This window comes from Haloferula sp. BvORR071, assembly GCF_000739615.1.
Lineage (GTDB): Bacteria > Verrucomicrobiota > Verrucomicrobiia > Verrucomicrobiales > Akkermansiaceae > Haloferula.
The window spans coordinates 193,525-217,393 of sequence record NZ_BATP01000032.1 but is presented as its reverse complement, the minus strand read 5'-3'; the positions used below and the strand labels follow the sequence as shown (position 1 = coordinate 217,393).

16 protein-coding genes are annotated in these 23,869 nt (G+C 63.6%); 8 read left to right on the top strand and 8 right to left on the bottom strand.

Annotation, left to right across the window (positions count from 1 at the left end; genetic code table 11):
- The 3 genes from BV071_RS18745 to BV071_RS18735 form a co-directional block, all read right to left on the bottom strand.
- Positions 1 to 2,969, bottom strand: a 2,969-nt coding sequence (locus BV071_RS18745) for a LamG-like jellyroll fold domain-containing protein (protein ID WP_035610492.1), incomplete at its 3' end; no start/stop codon positions are given.
- Positions 2,970 to 3,764: 795 nt separating this feature from the next.
- Positions 3,765 to 8,189 (bottom strand): autotransporter-associated beta strand repeat-containing protein, encoded by a 4,425-nt coding sequence (locus BV071_RS18740; RefSeq protein ID WP_035610491.1) that lies wholly within the window; start codon positions 8,187 to 8,189, stop codon positions 3,765 to 3,767.
- Between the two features lie 586 nt (positions 8,190 to 8,775).
- Positions 8,776 to 9,600 carry a ThuA domain-containing protein gene (locus tag BV071_RS18735; protein WP_035610488.1) on the bottom strand — a complete coding sequence of 275 codons (825 nt, stop codon included), beginning with the start codon at positions 9,598 to 9,600 and terminating at the stop codon, positions 8,776 to 8,778.
- Between the two features lie 292 nt (positions 9,601 to 9,892).
- Here BV071_RS18735 and BV071_RS18730 point away from each other — a divergent pair, with 292 nt between their 5' ends.
- The gene (locus tag BV071_RS18730; RefSeq protein WP_035610486.1) at positions 9,893 to 10,234 is read left to right on the top strand and encodes a hypothetical protein; all 342 of its coding nucleotides are present in this window, start codon (positions 9,893 to 9,895) and stop codon (positions 10,232 to 10,234) included.
- A 74-nt stretch (positions 10,235 to 10,308) separates the two neighbouring features.
- A complete protein-coding gene (locus BV071_RS18725; RefSeq protein WP_035610485.1) occupies positions 10,309 to 11,169 on the top strand; it encodes a GNAT family N-acetyltransferase in 861 nt (286 codons plus the stop codon).
- A gap of 13 nt (positions 11,170 to 11,182) precedes the next feature.
- On the opposite strand, the gene BV071_RS18720 is transcribed toward BV071_RS18725, so the two are convergent.
- The 3 genes from BV071_RS18720 to BV071_RS18710 are packed head-to-tail and all read right to left on the bottom strand — an operon-like array spanning position 11,183 to position 14,631.
- Complete coding sequence (locus tag BV071_RS18720; RefSeq protein ID WP_035610482.1) at positions 11,183 to 12,589, bottom strand: hypothetical protein; 1,407 nt, start codon at positions 12,587 to 12,589, stop codon at positions 11,183 to 11,185.
- 48 nt (positions 12,590 to 12,637) lie between these two features.
- Entirely contained in the window at positions 12,638 to 13,426 is a 789-nt protein-coding gene (locus BV071_RS33255) for a PIG-L deacetylase family protein (RefSeq protein ID WP_052573551.1), read from the bottom strand.
- Positions 13,427 to 13,437: 11 nt separating this feature from the next.
- On the bottom strand, positions 13,438 to 14,631 hold the full coding sequence (locus BV071_RS18710; RefSeq protein WP_035610480.1) for a glycosyltransferase: 1,194 nt from the start codon (positions 14,629 to 14,631) through the stop codon (positions 13,438 to 13,440).
- Between the two features lie 318 nt (positions 14,632 to 14,949).
- Here BV071_RS18710 and BV071_RS18705 point away from each other — a divergent pair, with 318 nt between their 5' ends.
- The 6 genes from BV071_RS18705 to BV071_RS18680 all read left to right on the top strand — a co-directional run bounded on the left by BV071_RS18705 (position 14,950) and on the right by BV071_RS18680 (position 19,933).
- Complete coding sequence (locus tag BV071_RS18705; RefSeq protein WP_035610479.1) at positions 14,950 to 16,824, top strand: rhamnogalacturonan lyase; 1,875 nt, start codon at positions 14,950 to 14,952, stop codon at positions 16,822 to 16,824.
- Between the two features lie 81 nt (positions 16,825 to 16,905).
- The gene (locus BV071_RS18700; RefSeq protein ID WP_265594599.1) at positions 16,906 to 17,469 is read left to right on the top strand and encodes a hypothetical protein; all 564 of its coding nucleotides are present in this window, start codon (positions 16,906 to 16,908) and stop codon (positions 17,467 to 17,469) included.
- Between the two features lie 20 nt (positions 17,470 to 17,489).
- Complete coding sequence (locus BV071_RS18695; protein WP_035610475.1) at positions 17,490 to 17,819, top strand: hypothetical protein; 330 nt, start codon at positions 17,490 to 17,492, stop codon at positions 17,817 to 17,819.
- A 15-nt stretch (positions 17,820 to 17,834) separates the two neighbouring features.
- On the top strand, positions 17,835 to 18,395 hold the full coding sequence (locus BV071_RS18690; RefSeq protein WP_265594598.1) for a hypothetical protein: 561 nt from the start codon (positions 17,835 to 17,837) through the stop codon (positions 18,393 to 18,395).
- A gap of 19 nt (positions 18,396 to 18,414) precedes the next feature.
- Positions 18,415 to 18,894, top strand: coding sequence for a cupin domain-containing protein (locus BV071_RS18685; RefSeq protein WP_035610472.1), 480 nt, complete (start codon positions 18,415 to 18,417; stop codon positions 18,892 to 18,894).
- A gap of 61 nt (positions 18,895 to 18,955) precedes the next feature.
- A complete protein-coding gene (locus BV071_RS18680) occupies positions 18,956 to 19,933 on the top strand; it encodes a type II secretion system F family protein (protein WP_035610470.1) in 978 nt (325 codons plus the stop codon).
- 151 nt (positions 19,934 to 20,084) lie between these two features.
- Here BV071_RS18680 and BV071_RS18675 read toward each other — a convergent pair whose 3' ends face one another.
- Positions 20,085 to 21,008 carry a PEP-CTERM sorting domain-containing protein gene (locus BV071_RS18675; protein ID WP_035610468.1) on the bottom strand — a complete coding sequence of 308 codons (924 nt, stop codon included), beginning with the start codon at positions 21,006 to 21,008 and terminating at the stop codon, positions 20,085 to 20,087.
- Positions 21,009 to 21,110: 102 nt separating this feature from the next.
- Positions 21,111 to 23,858 carry a PKD domain-containing protein gene (locus tag BV071_RS18670; RefSeq protein ID WP_035610467.1) on the bottom strand — a complete coding sequence of 916 codons (2,748 nt, stop codon included), beginning with the start codon at positions 23,856 to 23,858 and terminating at the stop codon, positions 21,111 to 21,113.
- Positions 23,859 to 23,869 lie beyond the last annotated feature (11 nt).

The following is a 23,869-nucleotide window of genomic DNA, read 5'->3' as shown; positions in this document are numbered from 1 at the left end:
GAATAAGTGACCGTGCCAGTTGCCGCGCCTTCGAGCGAGGCTTCGTAGGCGGTGCCGATGGTAGCGGCGGGCAAGCTGCGGGGATTGATCGTCACTCCCGGTGGCGTGCCGGTGCGCAGCGTGTTGATCTCGGTGGCGCTCAGGACGCGATGGAAGACCTGGAAGTCATCAATGCGACCATTGTAGAGCGGGTCGGGCCACTGGCTCTTGCCGAGATAGTTGACCGTGGGGCGGAGGTCGGCGGGCGTGAGGCTCATGGTTGCATTGGTCGCCGCCAGGCCGCCATTGATGTAGAGCTTGCCGGTGCCCGCGCCGATCGTGACGGCCACGTGGGTCCAGGTGCTGGCGGGGACCACAGCCCCTTCCAGATTCTGGCTGACGCCGCCGTGCGTGATCGAGAACATGGTGGTGTTCGATCCAGACTTCGGCGTGAGGAAGAGGTTGCTGGTGGTGCCATTGCCGAAATCGAAGATGCGCTGCCAGTTGCCGCCGCCATCCCAATAGACCCATGTCGAGACGGTGAGCTCCGGACTGGAGGCGATGCCCACGGGCAGCTGCACGTAATCATCCGTGCCATCGAGATCGATGGCATTGCCGGAACGGCCGGCGCTATAGATAGGCCCGCCACTCAGCGTGGCATCCATCTTGCCTACGCTGGTCGTGGTGTTCGAATTGAAGCCGAAGCGGACCACCTGTGAGGACGCGGCGACGGGGACTTGCACGGTCGCGATGCTCATGCCACCGGTGGCAGTGGTGGCACGGACGAGCACTTCATTCGCACCGATGTCCGTGACGCCGGGCAGGCCGGAAACCGTGCCGTCCACCGCGACGGCGAGCCAGGCGGGACCTTCCACCTTGGTGAAGGTGACTGCCGCACCAGCGCTCAGCTGGGTATTGAGATCCGCGCTGAAGGGCTGGTCGACAGTGGCGCCGGCGAGTGCCGGCGAAGCGACAAAGGCACGCGGAGTAGTGGCGGCCAGATTACTGACCTGGGCATCGGTAAGCGCGGTGTTGAAGAAGCGCACGTCATCAAGCAAGCCGCTGAAATTCGGATCCGCGGCGAACTGGCTCTTGCCGAGGTAGTTCGTCTCCGTGCCGATCTGGCTCGGGTTGATGGTCATCGCGGTGTTGGTGTTCACCAGGCTGCCATTGACGAAGAGCTTGCCGGTATCCCCGGAGATGGTGAAAGCCACGTGGGTCCAGACTCCGGCGGTGAGCGGGGTGGTGTTGAGCTGCTGCTCGGCCCCGTTATTCAAGCGCATCGCGACGCGCAGAGTGTTGCCGCCGGACTTCGGCGAAAGGAAGAGATAGCTGGCGGTGCCGTTGCCGAGATCGAAGATGCGTTGCCAGTTGTTGCCACCATTCCACTTCACCCAAGCGGCGAAGGAGAAGTCGTTGCTATCGCCGAGGCGACCGGGCAGGGCGAGGTAGTCGTCGGTGCCATCCATGGAGACAGCGCTGCCATTCTTGCCAGCGACGATCTTGGGCGTGCCGTAGATGAGTGGATTGTTGCCGCTAAGGGTGTCGCGGACATTGCCTTCGAAGAGATAGGCGGCATTGCCTGAGCTACCCTGATTGGGCACCACCTGGCGGTGGGCCATGGGGGCCACGTGGTCGCGGTACATCGCGCCCATCGGCGTGAGCGAACCGTCATCGTATTTCGTCCGGCGGAACCACTCGACATCGCTGTAGACCGCGTAGCGCTCGATCCAAGGCGTGCTGTCCATCATGTTGATCATCGCCTCGATGGTCGCACGGTTCTGATCGACCGTCGGATCCGGGCCCGTGGTCCAGTTCGCGCCGTTGTTGAACTCAGTGACCCAGATCGGACGGCCCCCGGTCGCATCGTAGATGCTCTTGAGGTAATTGTACATCGCCGTGGTCGCGCCGGCAGGATCGGAGGCACTGGAGTAGCTGCGGTAGTAGTGGACGGGCACGTAGTCCACGCGCACACCGGCAGCGTTCGCCTTGTTCATGAAGTCGACGATCCAGTTGTAGCCGCCATCGGTGACCGCGGGAGCGCCGACACGCAGGCCGGTGGCGAGCAAATCGGGCCAAGAGGCCACGGCAGTGGCGGTCGAGCCATTGCCCAAGGTGGTGTAGGCATCCTCGACCGGATTGTCCGGCTCGTTGTAGCCGGAAAGATGGTTCACGCCGCGGGCCTTCCAGTCCTGATCCAGTCCGGGCCAGTAACGCTGCTGGCGGATCGCGACATACTCCCAGTCCTTGGTGGAGTTTGAACTGATGTTCCAGTTGTAGTTCCAGTCGGCATTGAGGGCGACGGGATCGATATCGCAAGAGCCCTTCTTCCCGGTCCAGCGCCAGGGGAAAACGCGGATGAAGCTGATGCTCTTGTCGAGATCCGCGGGCATGAGCGAGACCTCGAGGTCGCCGTCCTGAGCGACGTAGTTGCGGCTGGCGCCGGTGCCGTTCTCGTTTTGCGCGAAGGTGGCCGTGTAGCCGCGCTTGAGAACAAAGGAACGGATGCGATCAGCGAAGAGACCGAGCGAGGTATTGTTGTGCTCGGTGTAGGGCGCGACCTTCAGCGAAGGGCCACTGAGGTGCTGGCCGGTGAAGACCTGCAGCGCGGCGAAGGATGGCGACTGCGGGATGACCACCGAGCCGGCGACATACTGGACCACGCGGACATTGGTATCGGTCACGGCATTCGCGCCATTCACGCGGATGCGGGGGATCAGAGTGCTGACGGTTGTGGCTGGCGCCACGCCTTCGAAGAAGACCCAAGAGTCGGGAGAATTGAGATGGATGGTACAGCCGGGGATCGGATCGCCGGTGCCGGTGAGGTGGAGTTCCGAGTGCCCGGTAAGGGTGTAGGTCGCGCCGGACAAGGTGGCGAAGCTCGCCTTTTCATTGTCGAGGGCCTGCGCGGCGGCATGGCCGCAGAGGGCGAGCAGGAGCGCGAGTGCCGCGTACACGGGTTTGCGGAAGACGAAGAGAGTCTCGGGCATGGGGTCGGGTTTCGGTACGATACGGGTGGCGCGAGGGACGGGCGGGTAGGACCCTGCTTCAGCGCGGTAGAGGCCCGGCACCAAAAGGCGCACCGGGCGGAAGGGTGCTAAGTTGTAGCCTGAAATAGCGGGCGGGACTTGGATGATTTCCGGAATGGGGGTGGAAAGATACAAGCGGCGAGGGAGGTGGCGGGGGAGCCGTGAAGATGCGCAGTCAGGCTGCGGCGCTATCTGCTTTCACCGGGAGGCGATGGTGTGTGGCGGGGGTCGCTTCTGCGGGGCGGTGGTTCCGCGCGTCCGGGGGGAAGCCGCAGGGATGAGGCGGGCTGCTGGGGTGGGTTCGTCCGCCTAAAGGCGGGACTACGAACTCTTGGTGGCGGGACTTGGTGGTGGGTTCGCGCTTCCGTCGTGGCTGGCTAAAGCCGGAGCACCCAGTGAGCCGTCCGTGGGGCGGGCTATTGGAGTGGGTTCGCCCGACCATCCAAGCGGGGCAGGTGCCGCCGCGCTCCCAGGCACTGACGCGTGGGGCGGGACTTGGGTGGTGGGTTCGCCCGACCATCCAAGCGGGGCAGGTGCCGCCGCGCTCCCAGGCACTGACGCGTGGGGCGGGACTTGGTGGTGGGTTCGCCTGACCATCCAAGCGGGGCGGGAGCCGCCGCGCTCTCAGGCGCTGAAGCGTGGGACAAAAACAAGCGCCGCCCGGAAAACCCAATCCGGACGGCGCTTCTCGTTAATTCCGCACTGCAACCCTACAGTGCGTGTTGCCTAGGCAAATGGTCGTACCAGTGGCGGGGATCAGGGATTGGTCACCCGGACTTGGAGGAAGCCCTTACCCGTGAGGCCATTCGAGCCAGCGAGGGTGAAGGAGCGATACTCGTAGGTGATGCCACCCTGCACCGGCGCGGCGGGCAGGCCGGTGGTGATGGCCGGGGTAACCGGAGTCACGACGGCCGGGAAGCCGTTGAGCGTGGCGCTGCCGCGAACCTCGATGCCGTAGCCTTCGAAGGTGGCAGTGGAGGTCGGCGCACCGGCCGAGAAGGCCGGAGTGCCCACCGGTACGGCGATGGTCAGGACCAGCTCCTTCTGGGTGTCGGCATTGGTATCGGCGGTCAGCGCGTAGATCTTCGGATTGTTCGAGCCGCTGACGGGCGAGCCGCCGAGGATGTATTCGGTGCCGTTGTCGAAGCCGTCCAACTCCGCGTCCGCGCCGGGAGCGCCGGTGGTCAGCGGATCAAGGCTGAAGCTGGTGGCCCAGCTGCTGTAACCGCTGACGGCGGTGCCATTGGTGGCGAGCAGGATGCCAGTGCCAGTGATGAGCGCGGTCTTGTGCTGGGCCGAGGAAGCCAGGCTACCCCAAGTCCCCGGGGCCTGCAGCGTGCCGTCGATGAGCAAGCTGTCCACCGTATCCGTGCCAGCGTAGGGCAGGTTGAGCGTGCCGCCGGTGTTCAGGTTCACGGCCGCGCCGTCTGCCAACACCGGATTGGTGATGATCAGAGTGCCGCCGCTCACCGTGGTGGTGCCGGTGTAGGTATTTGCGCCGGAGAGCGTCCAGGTGCTGGTGTTGCTCTTGAGGACCGCGACGAAGTTCGGAGCGACGATCGCGGGACCATTCGAGATCACCCCGGTGACGAAGTTATCCGAGCTGGTGCCACCGAGGCCGAGGGTTTGCGAGAAGTTGTTGTTCTGCTTGCCCACGTCGCCGATCGTGACGCTGGCGGTGGTCGGATTCAGCGTGGTGGTCTGTACCGAACCCGCACCGAAGCCGAGCTGGGTGAAGGTGATCCGGGCGGTGCCGGAGGTCACATTCGGACCGCTGGTGATATTGACCACGCCGCCGCCGAGACCGTTGTTGAGGCTCTGGGTGGTGAGGGTGTGGTTGATCCCGGCACCCGGGGTCGCGCGGTTCGAGACGATGGAGATGGCACTACCGGTGCCCATGGCGAGGTTGTAGGCGGTGCCATCCGTGTCCGAGGCAAACTCCAGGGTGGAGAGGTCCACACCGTTCAGGCGAACCAGGCTGGTGGTGCCGAGGCCCTGGTTGCTCGCCAGCGTAAGCTTGCCGGAGTTGACCACCACGGGAGTGCCCGCGCCGGTGTTGGTGCCGGTGATCTTCAGCTCGCCGCCGCCCAGAGTGGTCTGGCCGGTGTAGGTCATGCTGTTGCCGGAGAGGATCTGGGTGCCCGCACCGCTCTTGTTGAAGCCGAGGGGACCGGCATTGCCATTCGCCAAGACACCGGAGAAGTCCTGGGTGCCATCGGCTTGGTTGGTGAAGTACCAACGCTCCACGGCGGAACCGTTGATCAGCGTGCCGCTGCCGATGAGACCGGCCGAGGTGAAGTCGCCGCTGCCATCGGCGGTCGAGTTGCTGCGGTTGATCTGCAGGGTGCCCGCCGCGACATTCAGAACGCCGCCGACCACGCTGCCAGCCGCGCCGATGCCGGTGCTGGTGACCTCCAGCTTGCCCGCGCCTTGCTTGATCAGGCCGCGGAAGCCGGTGTTGATCTTGCCGATCGCCAGGTTATTCGCGCTGACGGTCACGGTGCGGTCGTCGCCTTCGCCACCGAGGGTCACCGCGCCGGTGCCCATATCGAGGCTATTGGTGCCGGTGAAGGTGAGATCGGCATCCCAGTTCTGGAGGATGTTGCCGGTCATCACGATGTCCGCACCGCTGGTGTTGTTCAGCGTGCCGCCGGTGAAGAACAGGGTGCCAGTGCCGAGGGCGGTGGGATTGTTGATGTTCAGCGTGCCGGCATTCATCAGGGTGCCGCCGGTGTAGCTGTTCGCGGTGGCGATGGTCAGCGCGCCTGCGCCATCCTTGCTCAGGAGGGTGGCACCGCTGATCGAACCCGTGCCGGTGAAGGTGTAGGGATTGGTGGTGTTATTGACCGTCACCGCGGCTGGCAGCAGCACGCCGTTGAGCGTGATCACGCTGGCGCCGGAGCGCTCGTTGAAGGCCACCGTGTCACCATTGAAGTAGCTCGCGGAGCCGCCGCCCCAACCGCCGACGCCATTGGCCCAAGTGCCGTTGGTGGTGTTCCAGTTGATGCTGGCGGTGGTCACCGTGCCGAGGATCTGCTGATTGCCCGGATCATCGGCAATCACGGTGCGGAAGGTGGAGGACAGGTTATTGAGGCCGGTCACGCCGCCCGCGCCATACTTGAAGAGGACGTACTGGCTGCCGTTGTCCGGAGCGCCGCTGAAGACCAGATTGGTCGGGCCGGCGAAGTTCACGCCATTCGAGGTCAGCGGAGAGCCGATCGGAGTGGACAGAGTGGAACCGGAATTGAAGGTCACAGCGCCGGTGGTGGTGCCGGAACCGGTGAGGGTGGCAGTGCCATTCACCGTGATGGCGGAGGTGGCGCTGGTGCCAAGCTCCAAGGTACCGGCGTTGACCGTGGTCGCGCCGATATAGGTATTCGCGCCGGTGAGGCTCAGCTTGCCGGTGCCGTTCTTGATCAGGCCACCGTTGCCGGAATCGCCGCTCACGTTGCTGGCCACCAAAGGCTGGGCGACGGTGATGTCGAAGCCATTGGTATCGATGATCGCGCCGAGATCGCGGACATTGGCGCGGGAGTTGCCGGCGCCGAGATTGAAGTAGGTGGCGCTGCTGCCGGTGGCCTTGAGCGTGCCGCCGTTGAAGTTGAAGGTGCGGGTGGCGGTGGCCAAGGTGGAGACCACGCCGGCGGTGGTCAGAGTTCCGCCGTTCAGGTTGTAGCTGTTGTTGCAGGTCGCCGCGCCGCTGTTTTGCAGGTCGAGCACGCCGACGCCGGGGACGGTGCCCGCGGCATCGCTATAGAAGGTCACCGCACCGGCATTCTGGTTGATGACGTTGGTGCTGTTCGTGCCGGTGTTACCGGTGGTGAAGCGGATGTCGGTGCCGTTCAGCAGGCGCAGGGTGCCGCCATTGATGTCGAGCTGGCCCTTCGCGGTATCGAAGCGGCTGAGGATCAGCCAGCGCTTGGCGCTGGTGCCGACGCTGACCACGGCGTTGTCGGCGATGGTCATCTTGCCGAGGTTGCCATTGCCGGCGAAGCCGAGGACCACGTCATTGCCGGCATTCAGGATGCCGGTGCCGCTGGCATTGATGGTGCCGGTGAGGATGTCGGTATTGTCATTGCCGGCGGCCGCATAGAGCAGGCCCGAGACATTGGCTGTGCCAGCGGAGACATTGAGCGTGCCGGTGCCGGTGGCGATCACGGTGTTGCCGGAAACACCGGAACCCACCTTCAGGTCACCAGTATTGGTGAAACTGCCACCGGTGACATTCATGATACCGACGGTACCGGCGGTGGCCGTGCCGGTGAGGCCGATGTGGGTGGTGCCGGTCAGGGTCACCGCAGCGGTGCCGCCGACATTCAGGGTGCCCTGGCCAAGGCCGCGGCCGATGCCGTGCTGGCCGTTCTGCGTGCCGGTGCCGCTGGCTGTGGCGCCGAAAGTGCCGCCGGTGATTTCGATCAGGCCCTGGCTGGCGGCGCTATTGTCACCGGCCCAGATGCCGCCGGTGGCGTTCACGGTGCCACCGCTCATGCGGAAGTTGCCATCGCCGCCATTGGTGCCGGCGAGGAGGGCGATGCCGGTGGTGGCGATCGAGTTGATCTGCAGCGTGCCGCCATCAAGATTGAGGTTGCCGGTGCTGGTGCCGGCATTGCCGAGAATCACGCCGGTGGCATCTTCCTCCATCTTCACCGTGCCAGAGGTGTTCATGTTGAAGGTGCCGATCGAGCTGCCGCCGCCGCCAACGACCAAACGGCCGCCGGTGGTGCTAGCACCGCCGACATTCATGCTGCCCGTACCCGGGCCGAAGCCGGTGAGCGCGCCCACGGTCGGGCCGGTGGTCACGGCGGTATTGGCGATATTGTAGACACCGGTGAAGGTGCTCTGGCCGACGTAGACCCAGTTGCCCGCGCCGGTGGCGACGGTGCCGGCACGCTGGTCAAGGCGACCGGCGGCAGTGGGGGCGACGATCAGGTCGACCGGTGTGAAAGCGGGGTCCGCGGAGATGACCGGGAAGTTGCCGGTGGAGACGTTCACGGTGGTATTGCCAACGGGGAAGGCACCGCCCCAGTTGCCAACGTTGTTCCAGTCCTGCTCGGCACCCACGGTGCCGCCGATCCAGTTGGTCCCTGCGTAAGCAGCGGGAGCGGAGAGAATGGCGGCGCCGATGGACATGCGGGCGCTCACGCCGAGATACTGGCAAATGGTGCGGAATGTAGGCTTCATGGATAAGCAAACGAGTCGGGTTCGGGAGCCAGCCGCGAAGGAAGGGCGGCAGGCGGGTTCTTGAGCCAGGAGATCGGGTTCCCCCCTTGGGAAAGCCGGGCTCCTAAAACAGGTCTTGGGGATTCGGGTTCGGGAATCCGGAGCGAGGTCGGGTCTCCGGAGGTTATCGCGACGGGTTTTCGCGATGTCGGGAGCATGCCATCCTTATGCTTGTATGTGATGCACCCGGGATGTGTATGATTTCTCCGGGTAGCTGTTCAGAGGCTGTCCCACATTCGGGGGAATGAATTGCCTTTTGCCTCTGTTTGTCCTATCAAATAAGGAAAAACCGGGGAATCCGCATAGTCGAAGCGGATGTGTAACGAAAACGCCCCAAATGACTTTTCCGACTCGCTTCAAACGCAGAGCTGCGGCTCCCCACCATGGACTAACATACGTAATTGCCGAAATCATACTAGTATCCTGTGAGGGAAAGGCCGCCTTCCTGCCGGGGCCTGGACACGAAAAACCCCGGGGCCTTGGGTAAGGCACCGGGGTGAGATTCAGATCGGCCAGGCTAACAAGCCGCCGCTTCTAACAAACTTGCTTACTTCTTCTGCGGGCGGCCGTAGCCAGCCTTCGGCTTGCCGGCGCTGTCCATCTTGTCGGTGGCCCAGAGCACGCCCTTGGCAACGAGGTCGAGGTACTGCGCATCTCCCACGGTCGTGTTGTTGTGGCCGATGGTGGTGGCGAAGACTCGGACCTTGTCCTTGCCGTAGAGATTCGTCCAAACGACGACGGAATCCTTCTCGCCGTCCTGCTTGCCCTTGGCCAGCTCGTGGGCGGTGTCGAAAACCTGCACGTTGTTGTAGAGTTCCTCGTTGACCGTGGTCCAATCCTTGAAGCCGGAAACGATCGGGCTCTTCTTGTCGGTGTAGGAAACCTCGATCGGCTTCTGCGCGCCGTGGCGGCAGGACTGCACGCCCAGGAGTTCGAACCACAAGGCATCCACCGTGCCTTCCTTGGCCGGCTTGGTGATGTCGGCGGCGGTGCGGTAGCTGTGCATCGCGCAGTGCAGGGCCACGGCCGGGATCTTGTCCTCCAAGTGCGGCTTGATCACGCCCCTCACCGTTGCCTCGTCCTTCACATCGGCGGCGCATTCATCGTGGATCACCAGGTCATAGCCCTTGGCGTAGTCCGGGTTGCCGTAGATCGGGAGCTTGGGCTTGGTGCTGCCGTCGTCGACGTGAACCTGGTCGACGGTGACATTGATGCGTTCCTCGAGGCCCTTCTTGAGGATCTCGGTCTGGGCCTTGTAGTCGTGGCAGCAGCCGCCGGTGATGAGCATCACCTTGAGGGGCTTCACGTCCTGGGCGGAAAGAGTGCCGCAAAAGACAGCGGCGACGAGCGGGAGCAGAGCAGCGGGTTTCATGGATTCGAATGGAAGGAGTGGTGGTGTAGTACTGGATCAGACTGACAAGCTCGGGGTCGGCCCCGCGAGTCCCCGTTCGGGTAGTTTGCGAAAACCGTGGCGGGCCCGGCTCCTACGTACGGTTTCCCTGCCATGTTTCCTCAACGGGGCCATGTTACTCCTTTTTCGCGCATTTTTGGGAAGATTTATTCCAGAGAAAGGCGACCCGGCAGCTTGGCTCTACAATTCCGCGGACTTGCTTTCTTCCTCCCGACGTGCCAGCGTGAAAGGTGAGAAAGGAGCTTCTCTCGCTATGAAGGAACTGTTCGACGCATGGAAAGATGTGGACCGTAACAAGATCGCGGCCCTGCTGAGTGTGATCCCCGGGGTGGGGCATCTGTACAAGCACCACTATATCGACGGCTTCGGAATCCTCATCGTCGGCAACGCGCTGATGATCTTCGTTGCCCTCTGGCTGGCCATCGCGACCTTGGGTTTGTCGCTGCTGATCGTGCCCGCGATGTGGATCGCCTCGATCGCCTACTCTGCTTACGAGGCGGATGACCAACACGGGGCGCACCCATGGCTGCATGTCTGGGAACACCGCTGGGCCCACGGCCTCTTCAAGCACGACAAGGTGCCGCCGCCCCGCTGAAACGAAGTGGGACGAAAGGTGTAAGCGGCGCGCCGCAACTTGCGTGCCGGTCACTTGCCCCGTAACGACGCGGCATGGCGCTTGAACTTGTACCTGCTACCGAGGAAGAGATCCCGACCCTGTCGCGCATCTGTCATGAGGCTTTCTCCGCGCTGCATGACCGCTGCGGGATAGATCGCGACATTCCCGACGCGAGCGTCGGTGAAATGATCATCGGGCAAGTGGTGAAGCGTCCGGACTACACCGGCGTGATGGCGCTGCTCGATGGCAAGATCGTGGGCTCAAACTTCCTGTGCCATGCCGACGAGGTCGCGGGGGTGGGGCCGATCACGGTGGATCCGACGGTGCAATCCCGGGGTATCGGCCGCGCGCTGATGCAGTGGGCGGTCGACGAAGCACGCCGCCAAGGGATCCGCCAGACGCGGTTGTTCCAAGAGACGATCAACATCACGTCGCTGTCGCTGTACACCAGCCTGGGTTTCGACTGGCGGGATTCCGCCGCGCTGATGCAAGCGACGCCGGCCGCGGAAGCTGATCCCACGATCCGGCCGCTCGAAAGCGGTGACCTGCCGGCGATCGCAGCTCTCTCGCGGAGCAGCTATGGTTTTTCGCGTGAGAAGGATGCGGCGCAGTTGATCCAGTGGCAGGTACCGGGCTTCGTGCGTGTGCGTGATGGCCGCACGGTCGGCTATCTCTTCGCCACCTTGTTCGGGCATGCGGGGGCGGAGACGGATGAGGATCTGTTAGCCCTCAGCAGCGCACTCGCGGGCGCACTCCCGCCGCCGCTGGCGAAATACATCTGCCCGATGGGCCGGCCGGGAATTTACCGCAAGGCCCTGGCCGCCGGGCACCGGACTTGCAAAGTGCTCTCATACATGTCGCTCGGGGAATACGTGGCGCCGCAGGGGCCGCATCTGCCGTCGATCCAGTGCTGAGGCGAATTCAGGCTCAGCATTCCTTGCACTCGAAGAACTTCCTCTGGCGGATCATGGCGGCGACCTCGGGCGGGACCATCTCGACCCATGATCCATCACCCGAGCCGATTTTTTCCAAGACGTCGCGCGAGAAGATGTGCAGGTATTCCGGCTTGAAGTTGTCGAGCGCCACAAAGCTGCCGCGGTCGGCGAGGTAGCCGTAGAGCTTCTTCAATTCCGGGGCGACCTCGTGGTTGTCGACCGTGGTCAGGGTGCCGGTCGTGGCATCCTTCAGCGGGTAGACGTAGAGCTTGAGGTTGTATTTGAAGAGCCGCCCGAAGGACTCGAGGATTCCGCCGGGAAGTTGGGTGTAGTATTTCTCGTCGAAGAGCTCTGTTAGACTGGGCACTCCCATCACGATGCCGATGCGCTCCTTGGTCCGCCAGGAGATGTAGGCGGCGAGGCGGTAGTACTCGAAGTAGTCCGAGATCATCACCGTCATGCCGCAGGCGGCGAGGAGATCGGCGCGGGCGAGGAAGTCGCGGCGGTCCACGTCGTTGCCACCGGCGAGGAGGTTGCGCATGGTGAGTTCGAAGATCGGCAGCACCGGCTTGCCCAGGACGGCCGGGTCCGCGGTGAACTTCTCCAAGGCGCAGTGGAGCATGTCGAGGTTCACATTCGTGGGCGGGCGGAAGCTGCCGCGCTCGACCATCACGGCCTTTTTGTAGAGTGCCTCCGAGGGTTGTAGTACTTCGCGGTCCGGGCCGAACATGGCCGCGCCGCTCAGGCCGAGCTGTACCAGCTTGAGGCTGATCAGGCGATTGTCCACGGAGCGGAACTCGATGCCGCGGAATTCGATCACATCGATCTCGATGCGGCCGGTGGTCAACTTGTCGAGCAGGCTCTCCACCAGCAGCTCGGGCTCGTGGTGGAGGAAGAAGGCGCCATAAAGCAGGTTCACGCCGACGACGCCGAGGGCTTCCTGCTGGAGCGAGGCCTCATTGTCCAACATGCGGACGTGAATGAGGATCTGGCTGGGCTCATCGCGTGGGCGGGACTGGAATTTCACGCCCATCCAGCCGTGGCACTCGTTGCCGCCCTTGTAGCTGCGCGCGACCACTGTATCGGCGAAGGCGAAGAAGGCGGTGCTATCGCCGCGCTTGTCCGCCAAGCGCTCGATATTCAGGGAGAACTCGTGCTCGAGCATCGACTGCAAGCGGGGGCGCGAGACGTAGCGGTCGGAGTCGCCGTAAATGGCATCGCTCACCGTCATGTCGTAGGCGGAGATGCTCTTCGCCACGGTGCCGGCGGCGCCGCCGACGCGGAAGAACCAGCGCACTACCTCCTGCCCGGCGCCGATCTCCGCGAGGGTCCCGTACCAGCGCTGATCGAGATTGATCTTGAGCGCCTTGTGATGAGTATCGAGAGCTTCTTCTTTCATGGCATGTGAGTTCCCGCCACGAATAGCAAGTCCCGAGCCGTAGGGAAATTACATCTTGGTAGGGTGGTAGCGATACGCCTCCCGGGCGCTGCGGTCCACATAGCCTTCTAAACTGCCGCCGCCGCGGGCGGCGAAGTAATCGTGCTGGGAGCGATGGGCGCGGAAGGCCGCCAGGCGCTGCTCGCGATGCTCGCCGCCCTCGATGATCAGATCAGCAGGATCCTCGCGATTGAGGAGGCCGGACATGGCGTGGCCCGCCTGCCAGGCGTGGATGGTGAGAACGGGCACCGGGGTTCCTTTCACCGCGAGCAAGACGGCACGGTGAAGAAGAATATGGGCGGGGTGCCAATACTCTCCGCCACTACCGTGGGTGATGACGAAAGCGGCACCTTGCAGAAGCGGCGCAAGCTGCCCTGCAAGTGCGCCTGCAGAGACCGCCGGTGCGTAGGTGCGATGCGCCTTGCCCAAGGGATCGACGTGATTGAGGAAGGCGATCCCGGTCGCGCCGAGGGCAGCGGCGGAAGCCCGCAGCTCCGCCTCCCGGATGCGCCCGAGCTCTTCGCGTGTCCTGCCACCAGTGTCGCCACCTTCACCACGGGTCAGGCAGAGGATGCGGATCTCGCAATCCCGCTCGGACAGCTCGCAAAGAAGGCCGGAGGCGAAGAGCTCGTCATCCGGGTGGGCGATCACGACAGTCACCGGACCCTCCCGGACCAGCAGTTCATCGAGCGATACTGGCCGCCGTCGCGGGCGGGGCCGGAGCGGGCGGGAAAGCTGCAGCAGCCGCTTGCGATAGAAGAGCGGATCCGTGAGCCGATACCACAGTTTGCCCAGCATGCTCCGGTCAATCAAACGGCGGCGGCCAAGGGCCGGCCGAGGAAGTTTTGGACGATTCCGAGGAGGTTCGCCGTGAAGCGATCCGGGCCGAAGCGCGTCACCCGCTCCTGCAAGGCCGCGCGCAGGTCCGCCTGGCCGCCGGGATTGGCAAGCTGCGCGCAGATCTTCGCCGCGGCATCGTCGATATCGCGATAGATCAGTTCATTCTGCCCGGTGATTTCCGATACGCCGCCCTGCGAGGAGACGAAGGGGATGAGCCCGGATGCCGCCATCTCCGCAACGGCGATGCCGAAAGCCTCCACACGGCAGGCGTGAATCCCGTAGGTCCGGGTCGCGAAATATTCGGTCTTCTTCTTGGGATCGAGGAAGCCGATCAGGCGGATCCAGTCACGGCGCTTGTCGGCCAGGTCGCGGATCAACACGGAATAGCTATCGCTGCCGAGGTCGCCTGCCAGATCCAGAGTCACGGGGAATCCCGCGGCGCGGACCTGATCGAGAATGGTGATGATGGTTTCGACCTCCTTCTCCGGCATGATCCGGCCCATGCAAATGAAGGCCAGGGGATCGCGTGGCCTAGCCGCATCATCGTGCAGCAAGGCTGCGGAGGGCGGATAGAGGATCGGCAGATCCCTGAGCTGGAAACGCTTCTCCAGGACCCCGGCGGTCCAGCGCGAGTTTGCCACCACGCAGTCGCCATCACCGATCGGTGCGGCGTTCTCGCGCCCCGCGAGCTGCTCGCCGACGGTGAGGTAGAGCTTGCGCAACAAGGACGGGCGGTGATGCGCCTGGGTCGAGGCGTTCGGGTAGAGATCGAGCCGGCACTCCTCGCTGAAGCTGAAGTCGCCGATCAACTGGATCGCCGGGCGGCTGAAGCGGATCGGATTGTAGGCGCTGATGCAGGCGTCGTAGTTGCCGCCGAGATTGCTGCAGAATCGTTCGAACCAAGCGCGCTGCCAGAAGGCGAGCTTGGTGCCGGATTCCACACCCGGGATCCGCGGGGCCTGCAGGAACTCAATCCGGCTGGGCGAGACGCGGGTGCCGTAGACCTTGTTCAGGCTATCCCAATCCACCGGCGAGGCGGTGGTGAAGGTGATCTTCGCGATATCCTGCAGGGCGTGGAGTGACCACATGGCCGTCGCCTCGGAGCCTCCGCGCCCCATCCACGGATGGGCGACAAGGATCTGGGGCTGGGCAGGGAAGGACATGGGAGGGGGAGGACAGTTGCGCAAACTCTCCGGACGGGGGGCGGCCGGAGAGGGATGTCACGATGGGGCGTCGCGCGATTGCAACGCTCCACATGCGAAATGGGACGGAGTTGCGGGGGAGTTGTCGATTCTTTTGCGCTTCCGCAACGTGATCGCGTGGGCTTGCGGACTTGCGGGGCAACGCAGTTTCCCGGGAGCGGAGAGGGAGATAGACTCCGCGAGCAGTGCGCTTGGCGGAGGAGGAACCTGCCATCCCCCGAAGAGGTAAGGAGAGAACTGGAGGCGGCCAGCGTTTCATGGTGAACTTCACCGATTGCCATGATCCTCCCAAAAACCTGTCTGGCCGCCTTGCTGCCCTTGGTCCTCGCCGCCCCGGCTCGCGCTGAGCGTGAGATGGAGAAACTCGACCGGGGGGTGGTGGCGGTGCGGCAGGCGGACGGCTCGGTCTTCGCCGGTTGGCGCTTGCTGACGAGCGACCCGGAGGGCAGCGGCTTCAATCTCTACCGGGTGAGCGGCGGCAAGGAGGAGAAGGTCAACGAGGCACCGCTGAGCGGGCCGACCTCCTGCGTGGACAAGGAGGGTGCCAAGGCGGAGGCCTACGTCGTGAAAGCGGTGACCAAGGACGGCGAAGGCGCTGCCAGTCGCCCGGCCAAGGTGCTCACCGAGCCCTACATCGAGATCCCCATCGACACGATCCCCGGCTATCGCCCGGGCGATGCCTCGGCGGCGGATCTGGATGGCGACGGTCAGTATGAGATCATCCTCCATCAGACTTCCAAGGGGCAGGACAATTCCTTCAACGGCATCACCGGCACCCCGGTGCTGGATGCCTACAAGCTGGATGGCACGCCCCTGTGGCGGATCGATCTTGGGATCAATATCCGCGAGGGTGAGCACTACACCCAGTTCATGGTCTATGACTTGGACGGCGATGGCCGCGCCGAAGTCGCCTGCAAGACGGCGGACGGGACCAAGGACGGCACCGGCAAGATTATCGGCGATGCCAGCAAGGACTGGCGCAACAAGGAGGAGCGCACGAAGGAGTTCGGGCGGATCCTGAGCGGGCCGGAGTACCTGACCATCTTCGACGGCAAGACCGGCGCGGCGCTCAAGACCGTGGACTACATTCCGAGCCGAGATCCGATCGATGGCTGGGGCGGCAAGGGAGGCAATGGCGGCAATGACAGCTACGGCAACCGCTGCGACCGCTTCCTGGCCTGCGTGGCCTATCTGGACGGCGTGCATCCCAGCCTGGTGATGTGCCGCGGGGTCTACGGCCGGATCGTGCTGGCGGCCTGGGATTGGCGGGGCGGCGAGCTGAAGTCGCGCTGGGTCTTCGATTCCAAGACCTCGATGCCGCCCTTCGATGATGCCTCGCCCTTCTCCGGCATGGGCGGCCATGCACTCTCGGTGGCGGATGTGGATGGGGACGGCAAAGACGAGATCGTCTACCAGGCGATGACGGTGGACGACAACGGCGAGGGCCTCTACTCGACCGGCCGCCGCCACGGCGACGCGATCCAGGTGAGCGACTTCGATCCCTCGCGGCCCGGCATGGAGCTCTACCTGGTGACCGAGAATGAGGACGACACGGTGAAGTGGCAGACGCCCGGTGCGGGCATGCACGATGCCAAAACGGGCAAGCCACTGTGGACCCACAGCCCGGGCGTGGACATCAGCGACGGCTCGGTGGCCGACATCGATCCGCGCCATCCCGGTGCGGAGGTGTGGGGCGGGCCGGGCCAATTGCGCACGGTGAAGGGCGAGGAGATCGGGCCGCGGCCGCACAACTCCGACTGGGTGATCTGGTGGGATGGCGACCTGCTGCGGGAGATCTACGGCGGCTTCTGCATCTACAAATGGAAGTATGAGGAAGGCCGCGAGGAGAAGATCTTCGACGGCTCTCCGGGCGAGCGCCGCAACCGTTACGCCGGGATGAGGCCGACGCTGGCGGCAGACCTGTTAGGTGATTGGCGTGAAGAGCTGATCCTGCCGGGGCCGGAGGGCAAATCGCTGCGGATCTACACCACCACGATTCCGACGGAGCATAGGCTGGTGACGCTGATGCAGGACCCGCAGTACCGGCTCTCGATCGCGTGGCAGAATGTTTCCTACAACAAGCCGCCGCATACGTCGTATTTCCTCGGCGAGGGCATGGCGGGTGAGAAGAAGGTGGCGGGGAAGACAGAGTAAGCGGGGCCTTCACGAGAAATTCACCGGCCCAACATGGGTTCCCGCGTGCAAGGAAGACGGCATCGCGGTAAGTGATTCTTCGTGAAAACTGTCGCCCTGTTGTTGTTGCTGGCCGCGCTTCGTGCCGCGGCAGCCGATCCTTCCTCCGAGCCCTTGAAGACTGAGGACGGTGAAAAGAAATTCGCGGAGCGGTGGCGCGTGATAGCGGATCTGGATCAGGATGGGAACGACGACCTGATTCTCTCGGGAGGCCCGCAGACCTTTGGCAAAGCGGGTGGACACTGGACCGTCTATCTCCACCGCGGCGACAGCTTCAACACAGCGGGAGAGATCTTCGCCCATCCGAAGGCCATCTCGATCGAGCCCGACCACGACCGATCTTCGCAGGATCCCGGCAGCCGGCGCTTTGCCCGCATATGGGTCTATCTGCACAGCAGTGGAAGAGAGGGTTTATTCGGCTACCATCGTGTCGGGGAAAACACGGTGGATGAGCTGCAGAAACTCGATCTCTACCCGGGCGACGGCGGCACTGATCTGGGCAGAGCGATCTACAAGGCGACCTTCGAGAAGTCCCCGATTCCCTTCAAACTCGAATACAGTTCGACGGACGAACAGGGGAAGGTGACGTGGTCCAAAGCCGAGTAATCCCCAGCTCCCGCAAGGACATGAAACTCCCCTTCCCTTACGCCATCGCCGCGGAGTTCGTGCTCTTCCGCGAGTGGGCGAAGGTGACGCTGCCACACATGCTGGTTCTCTGGTTCGCCTTGGGGGCAGGGGCGATCGGCTTCGCGGCCAGCGTCAAGGAGTGGGGCGTGGTGCTGGCTGCGATGCTGGCAATGGCCATCTGTGCGGCGACCGGCTACTGCGTGTTCCGGCTCTTCCATCTGGTGCTGCCGACCTTGCGGATGTTGGTGAGGCTCGGCATCGTCGCGCTTCCGAACCGTCATTTGATGAAGCGGAAGGTCCGATCCTATTGCGGCCACCGGGACTACTAGTTGCGATTCCGGCCGATGAACTGCCCCCAATGCGGCAAACCCCTACGACTTCTCCAGATCGAGACGATGCTGGGCAAGCCGGGTTACAACGCTTGGTGCCGCGAAGGTTTTTGCAGCCAGGATTGCTATGTTGCCGCGGGGAAGCCGGAAGGCCTGCAAGCTCCGCCAATAGACCCTCACCCGGAAAGAACTGGGGCCAAGCCAAGGCCCTCTCCCGCGGACCATGAGCGCTGGCTGAAGAAAGATCCCCTCTCCTATTCCTTGGCGACTTACTGCCTGCTCGGCGTTCCACTCTGGTTGGTCATCTCGGCTCTGGGGATCGCCAACGGCGTTTTCAAAGAGCCGGTCCTCGCCTTCTGGTTTTGTGTCGTCTTGGGCGGCTTGCTGCTGGGAGGCGGATTGATCTGCGGAGTGGCCGCACTCATCGGAATGCGCCAGCACGGGCCGCAACGGATTCTCTGGAAGTCGCTCATCGGCATCACGCTGATCCTAATCTGGGGCTACTTCGGCTATCTGAACATCCGGGAACAATCCCGGTTATCTCAAGGCCAGCCAGCGGTGAAATCCGCCCACTGAACCCTCTCATCTCTTCGCCATGCTCAAGGTCAACACCATCACGCTAGAGGAAGAAACCTGGGACTCGCCGAAGGGAAAGTTCCGGGGAGCAGGGAAGGAAGTCTCCATTGCACTCGGGCGCAAGCCGCAATCCACGGATCTGATGGAGCGGCAGCCCTTCGACATCGAGATCCTGCGGGTCGCGCCGGGGCAGACGCCCTACCCCTATCACTCGCACAGCGCGCAGTGGGAGTTTTACCACGTGATCTCCGGCAGCGGCTGGGTGCGGGATGCGGAGGGAAAGACGCCCATCGTGACGGGAGACGCCTTTCTCTTCAAACCGGGCGAGGCACACCAACTCGGGAATGACGGCGAGGTGGACCTGATCGTTTACGTCGTGGCGGACAACCCTGTCGGCGAGTGTCACTACTATCCGGATAGTAACAAGTGGGGCGTGCCGATCCCGCAACGGACGCTCCTGAGGGAAGTCGTGCCCGATTATTTTGATGGAGAGGAGTGAGGGAAGTTCCGGAATCCCCTTGCACCCCTCCCCTACCCTGCCAATTTTCACAGTAAGCCCGATGTCCTTTTCTTCCGCCCAAAAGCACCTGTTCTACACTGAGATCGCAAAGCTGCTAGAAGCAGGATTCGGCATCCGCGAGGCGGGCCGGGTGATGCGGGATACGCGGGTCCCAGCGCGGCAGAAGGCCCTCTTGGAAGAAATGGATGCCGACCTGGAGGCGGGTAAAACCATCGCCGATGCCTTCGCCCGCAATCCGCAGGCGATCACCGGAATGGAGCGTAGCATCATCGCCGCCGGTGAGCGCGGCGGGCGCCTGGCACCGGCCTTCCAGCATCTGGCGGACTACTTCGGGATGCTGGCGAAGGCCCGCAAGGAGGCGCTGGTGGCGATGGCCTATCCGGCGGTGATGTTGCACCTGGGGCTCATCGTCTCCTGTCTGGTGAAGTACTTCCAAGGCGAGGATGAGAGCCTGGTGGTGAATATCGCGCTGACGCTTGGAGCGCTCTATGCCGCGGTGTTCGTGGCGTGGCTGGGCGTGAAGGCCTTGCTGAATGCCGCGGCCAGCAACCCGGCGGCAGACAAGCTGATCCAGACCTTGCCGCTGGTCGGAGGAGCACGACGGGCGATGGTGATGGCGCGCTTCACCAAGGTTTATCACACCGCCCTGCTGGCTGGGCTGCCGATGCGCGAAACGGCGGAAGCTTCCGCCGAGGCATCACGCAGCGCCACGATCAAGAAGGCTGCGGCCACCATGACGGAGGTGCTCAAGGAGGGCGGACAGCTCGGCCCGATCTTCATGAACAGCGGGGCCTTCCCCTCGGCCTTCGCCCGCTCCTACGCGACGGCAGAGGAGTCCGGCAGCCTAGACAAGGATCTGGCCCGCTGGTCGAAGGTCTTCCAGGAAAACGCCATCCAAGGGTCCCAGAACCTCGCCAACTGGCTGCCGAAGATCGCCTACTTCCTCATTCTGCTCTACATTGCCTACACGATTCTCTCGTTCTACGGGAACATGTATGCGGGTCTGCAGGACCTGTGATTCCAAGCTGAGTGCGGACCGGTATTTTAAAAACACGGTTCAACAAAGTTGAGCGCTAGCGCACATAAAAGACATCCGCGAAGACAAGGCTATCGAGCGTTTGCGAGAAAGCTCTGCCGCGATATTACGCCGCTTATCTTAATTATCAAGCTTAGATCCGGCGGCGGCGCAGGGCCAAACTTAAAACCCCAAGGCCACCCAGCAAGGCGGCTGAGGGCTCAGGCACGCTGACGACCTGAATCGCATTCAGAGCGGCAAAGCGGGTCGAGCCACCGCCGACGTCCGGGGCAAGGTCGGTGGTCACGTTCTTGCCGGCCACCACGTTCTGCCACATGAAGAAGATCTCCCCGGTGGCATTGGCATTGGCCGTGAACTTCACATACTCAACGCCTTCAGTCAGGACGCCATCGCTGGGGGTCCAGCCGGTTTGCTTGAGAGAGCCGATGACCGAACCACCGAGAGCGTCGGTAATGCCAAAAAGGCTATTGGCACCGGAGGTGGTGCTGGCAAAGGCACCCGAGTAGTTCGCACCTTGGCCGTAGAAATAGATCTCGTAGAAGGCACCGGGGGACAGGCCGTTGATCGTGCCGTTGACCGTGCCCACGTTCGCCGCCGAATCATTGCCGGGAGCGGTCAGCTGCATGTAATCGGCCATAAGGTCCTCATACTGAGGGACCGCACCGAGCCCCAGTTCCTGCTGGTTGCCACTGCGCTGGTGACCGATGCCGGTGGCCCCAGCAGCTCCAGTGGTGCTGCCGAGAATCACGTCAATGGTGGTGGCCAAGCCGCTGGAATCACGGATCGGGCCGCCGCCAGGAGGATTGTTGTTCAGGCCCGAGGCGCTGGAAACCGCAGCGGTACCGGTGCTGCCGGTGCGGCGCACGCTGTTCCAGAGGGTATTCGTGGCGCTATCTGGAGCCGCGCCGAGGCCCTGATAAGTATCACCCGCCGCCCCTACACCGACATTGGAATCGTCAGAAAGGCGCAGGTTAAAATCGAAATTTACGACTACTGCCTGTGCCGATTCCAGAGAGACGGCGAGGGCAAGAAGAAGCACGGGGTGGGTGAACTTCATAAAAGTTGGGGGGCGAACTCGGACATTCTCTAACTTTTCCCCCAAATTTTGTAAAGGGCAATTCCCACCCCCCGCGATCGCGTAGTGCCTGAGGGTGAGTTCCTAGGGCGTGGCGAGGCGGTACCAGGCCTGCTGGGCAGGCGGCGCGGTATCCGTAAACTCCACCACCCCGCCAAGCCCGGCGGTGGCGGTTTGAAGGGTGGTCCACTGGGACAAATCCGTGCTGCGCTCGAAGCGGTACTGGATCCCCTGCAGCCCTCGGAAACGGATCCGCTGCTGGCCGCCGGACACTTGCTCAATCAGCGGCGTCGGACGGCCGGTGATGCCGTCTGAGCTGTTGTTCACGACCGTGAAAGTGATGGTCAGCGGTGTGCCCGCGGTGCCGCCGCCCGCCGAGCCGGTGTAGGGCGTGGCGGTCAGGGTGTGCGAGCCAAGCGAAGGCACCCAAGCGGCGTAATCCACCCCGCCACTGTCCCCGGCGATCGCATAGGGCGGGCCGCTCTCGGTGCGGAGGTTGGCGGTGCCATCGAGGCTGAAGCGGACCGAGCCAACCGGCATGGGATTGGTCTCAGCGCGGACGCTGAGGTTGGGGGTCAGGGCCAAGTTGATGGTCATGCCCGAACTCATCGGGCCGATGTCCTGATCGGTATCCGCATTGATGAGGACCAGGCTGGTGACGCTCTGGCCATTGCCACCCGAGGCCGCGTTGACGGTGACCATGGCGTCGTCGCTAGCGGTCAGGCCGCTGTTATCGGTCACGGTCAGGCGGAAGAGGTAACTGCCCGCGACCAGCGAGGAGGCGGTGAGATTCGCGGTGGCTGTTCCGGAAAGGCTGGCGGCACTTGGGCCCGAAACCTGGATCCAGGCGTGGCCATTGATCGAGCCGCCGGGGTCACTGCCGGAGCCGTTCAGGGTGACGGAGGAAGCCGGCAGGGTGATCGCCTTGTCCGCGCCGGCATTCGCGACCGGAGGACTGCCGGCACTGGTGGAGACCGTCACGGTCACGTCGTCAGAGGCGGTGAGGCCGCTGTTGTCCGTGACCGTGAGCCGGAAGACGTAGCTGCCGGCGACCAAGGCGGAGGCGGTGAGGCTCGCGCTTCCCGCACCGGCAAGGCTGGCGGTGCTGGGCCCGGAGACTTGCGACCAGGCGTGGGCATTGATCGCACCACCGGGATCGCTGCCGCTGCCATTCAGGGTGATCGCCGAAGTCGGCAGCGTGATCGCTTGGTCTGCGCCGGCATCCGCAAGCGGCACTCCGGTGGCAGGCAGGACCGTGACCACTGCATCATCCGCACCGACAAGGCCGGTCTCACTGTAGTAGCGGAAGCGGAAGACATAGGTCCCAGCGATCAGATTGGAGGCGGTGAAGTTCGTGCTGCTCTCGCCGCTGCGGGTGGCGAGGCTCGGACCGGAAAGCTGGGTCCAGAGGTAGGCGAAGAATTGGTTCGCGGGATCCGTACCCGAACCAGTGAGAGTCACCGAGTTGGTCGGCAGGCTGATGGTTTTGTCCGGACCTGCGTTGGCTACCGGAGCCGTCGCCGCGGGCAGGACGGTCACGGTCATATCGTCGTAACCGCTCAGGCCACTGTTATCGGTGACGGTCAGGCGGAACTTGTAGGTGCCGTGGGCGAGGTCAGCGACTACCGGATTCGCGATCAGGGCGGAGGACCAGGAAACCGGGAAGGGCCCGGAGATCATGTCCCACTTGTAGCTGGCGATCGCGCCGCCGGGATCACTGCCGGAGCCTGCCAAAGTGAGAGTTTTGGTCGGCAGGGTGACGGACTGGTCCGCACCTGCATTCGCGACTGGAGTGCCCGCGGGGAGCTGATTGCTCACGGTGAAGTTCAGGGTCACCGGGGTGCCTGCCACGCCGCTGGTGGAGTAAGGAGTCACCATCAGCGTGTGATTCCCGGTCGTGGGAGTCCACGGCAGGTAGTCGTCCCAGATATTGTCCCCGCCGATCGAGTAGGGCACTTGGTCCTCCACGCGGAAGTTGGCATTGCCATCAAGATTGAAGCGCACCGAGCCAATCACCGGTGGCGAGGTGTCCACCCGCAGGCTGAGGTTTGGGCCCATGGTCGCAAGGTTGATCGTGCCGCCATTGCTGAGCACGCCTGCATCGTCATCGGTATCCGCATTCACCAGCATGACCCGCGAGATCGCGGGCGTGGTGCTCGGGGTGGTGTTGAGCGTGGACTCCGGGATCGCCGTGGACTTCGCGGTGGTGTCCACGATCGAGGTCTTGCGGAAGATGATGCGGTCGAAATTGAACTTCCCCGAGCGGCCGGAGACCGTGAGCTCGTAGGTGCCGCCGGACTGGAATTGATACACCGGCCAGCGCTTGTTCGAGGAGCCGCCGGCATCGAGCAGGTTCGCCCAGCCCCAGGCCACCGGCGAGTTGACGTACATCTTGGTATTGGCGGTCAGCAGGCTCTTTATCGCCTCGTCCATGTGCTCGCCGCCAGCATTCGGTCCGGCATCGTAGGTCGAGCCATTCAGGCCCGCGACCTTCACGTAGCAGTCGTTGTTCTTGTCCTCCGCCGCGCCATCGAGGCGGGCCTTCGAGCGAATGTGGAGCTGGTAAATGCCGCCCTCGTTGATCTTGAACTTGTAGGTCAGCGGGGTCTTGCCGGTGGGCGCGCCGTTCGGGTAGTTGCCTTGGAACTCGAGGTGGGCGGAGCTGCTCGCGCCTTCCACGTAATTGGTCTCGCCCGGCATGTAGAGTTCCCAGCGATCCGTGCCGGTGCCGAGCGAGGACGGTGTGTTCTCCGCCTCCATCACCACGATGCCGCCGACTTCCTGGTAGACATCCGAGGGGCTGACCACCGCTCGCGCGGCGGGCAAGCCCATGCAAGTAAAGG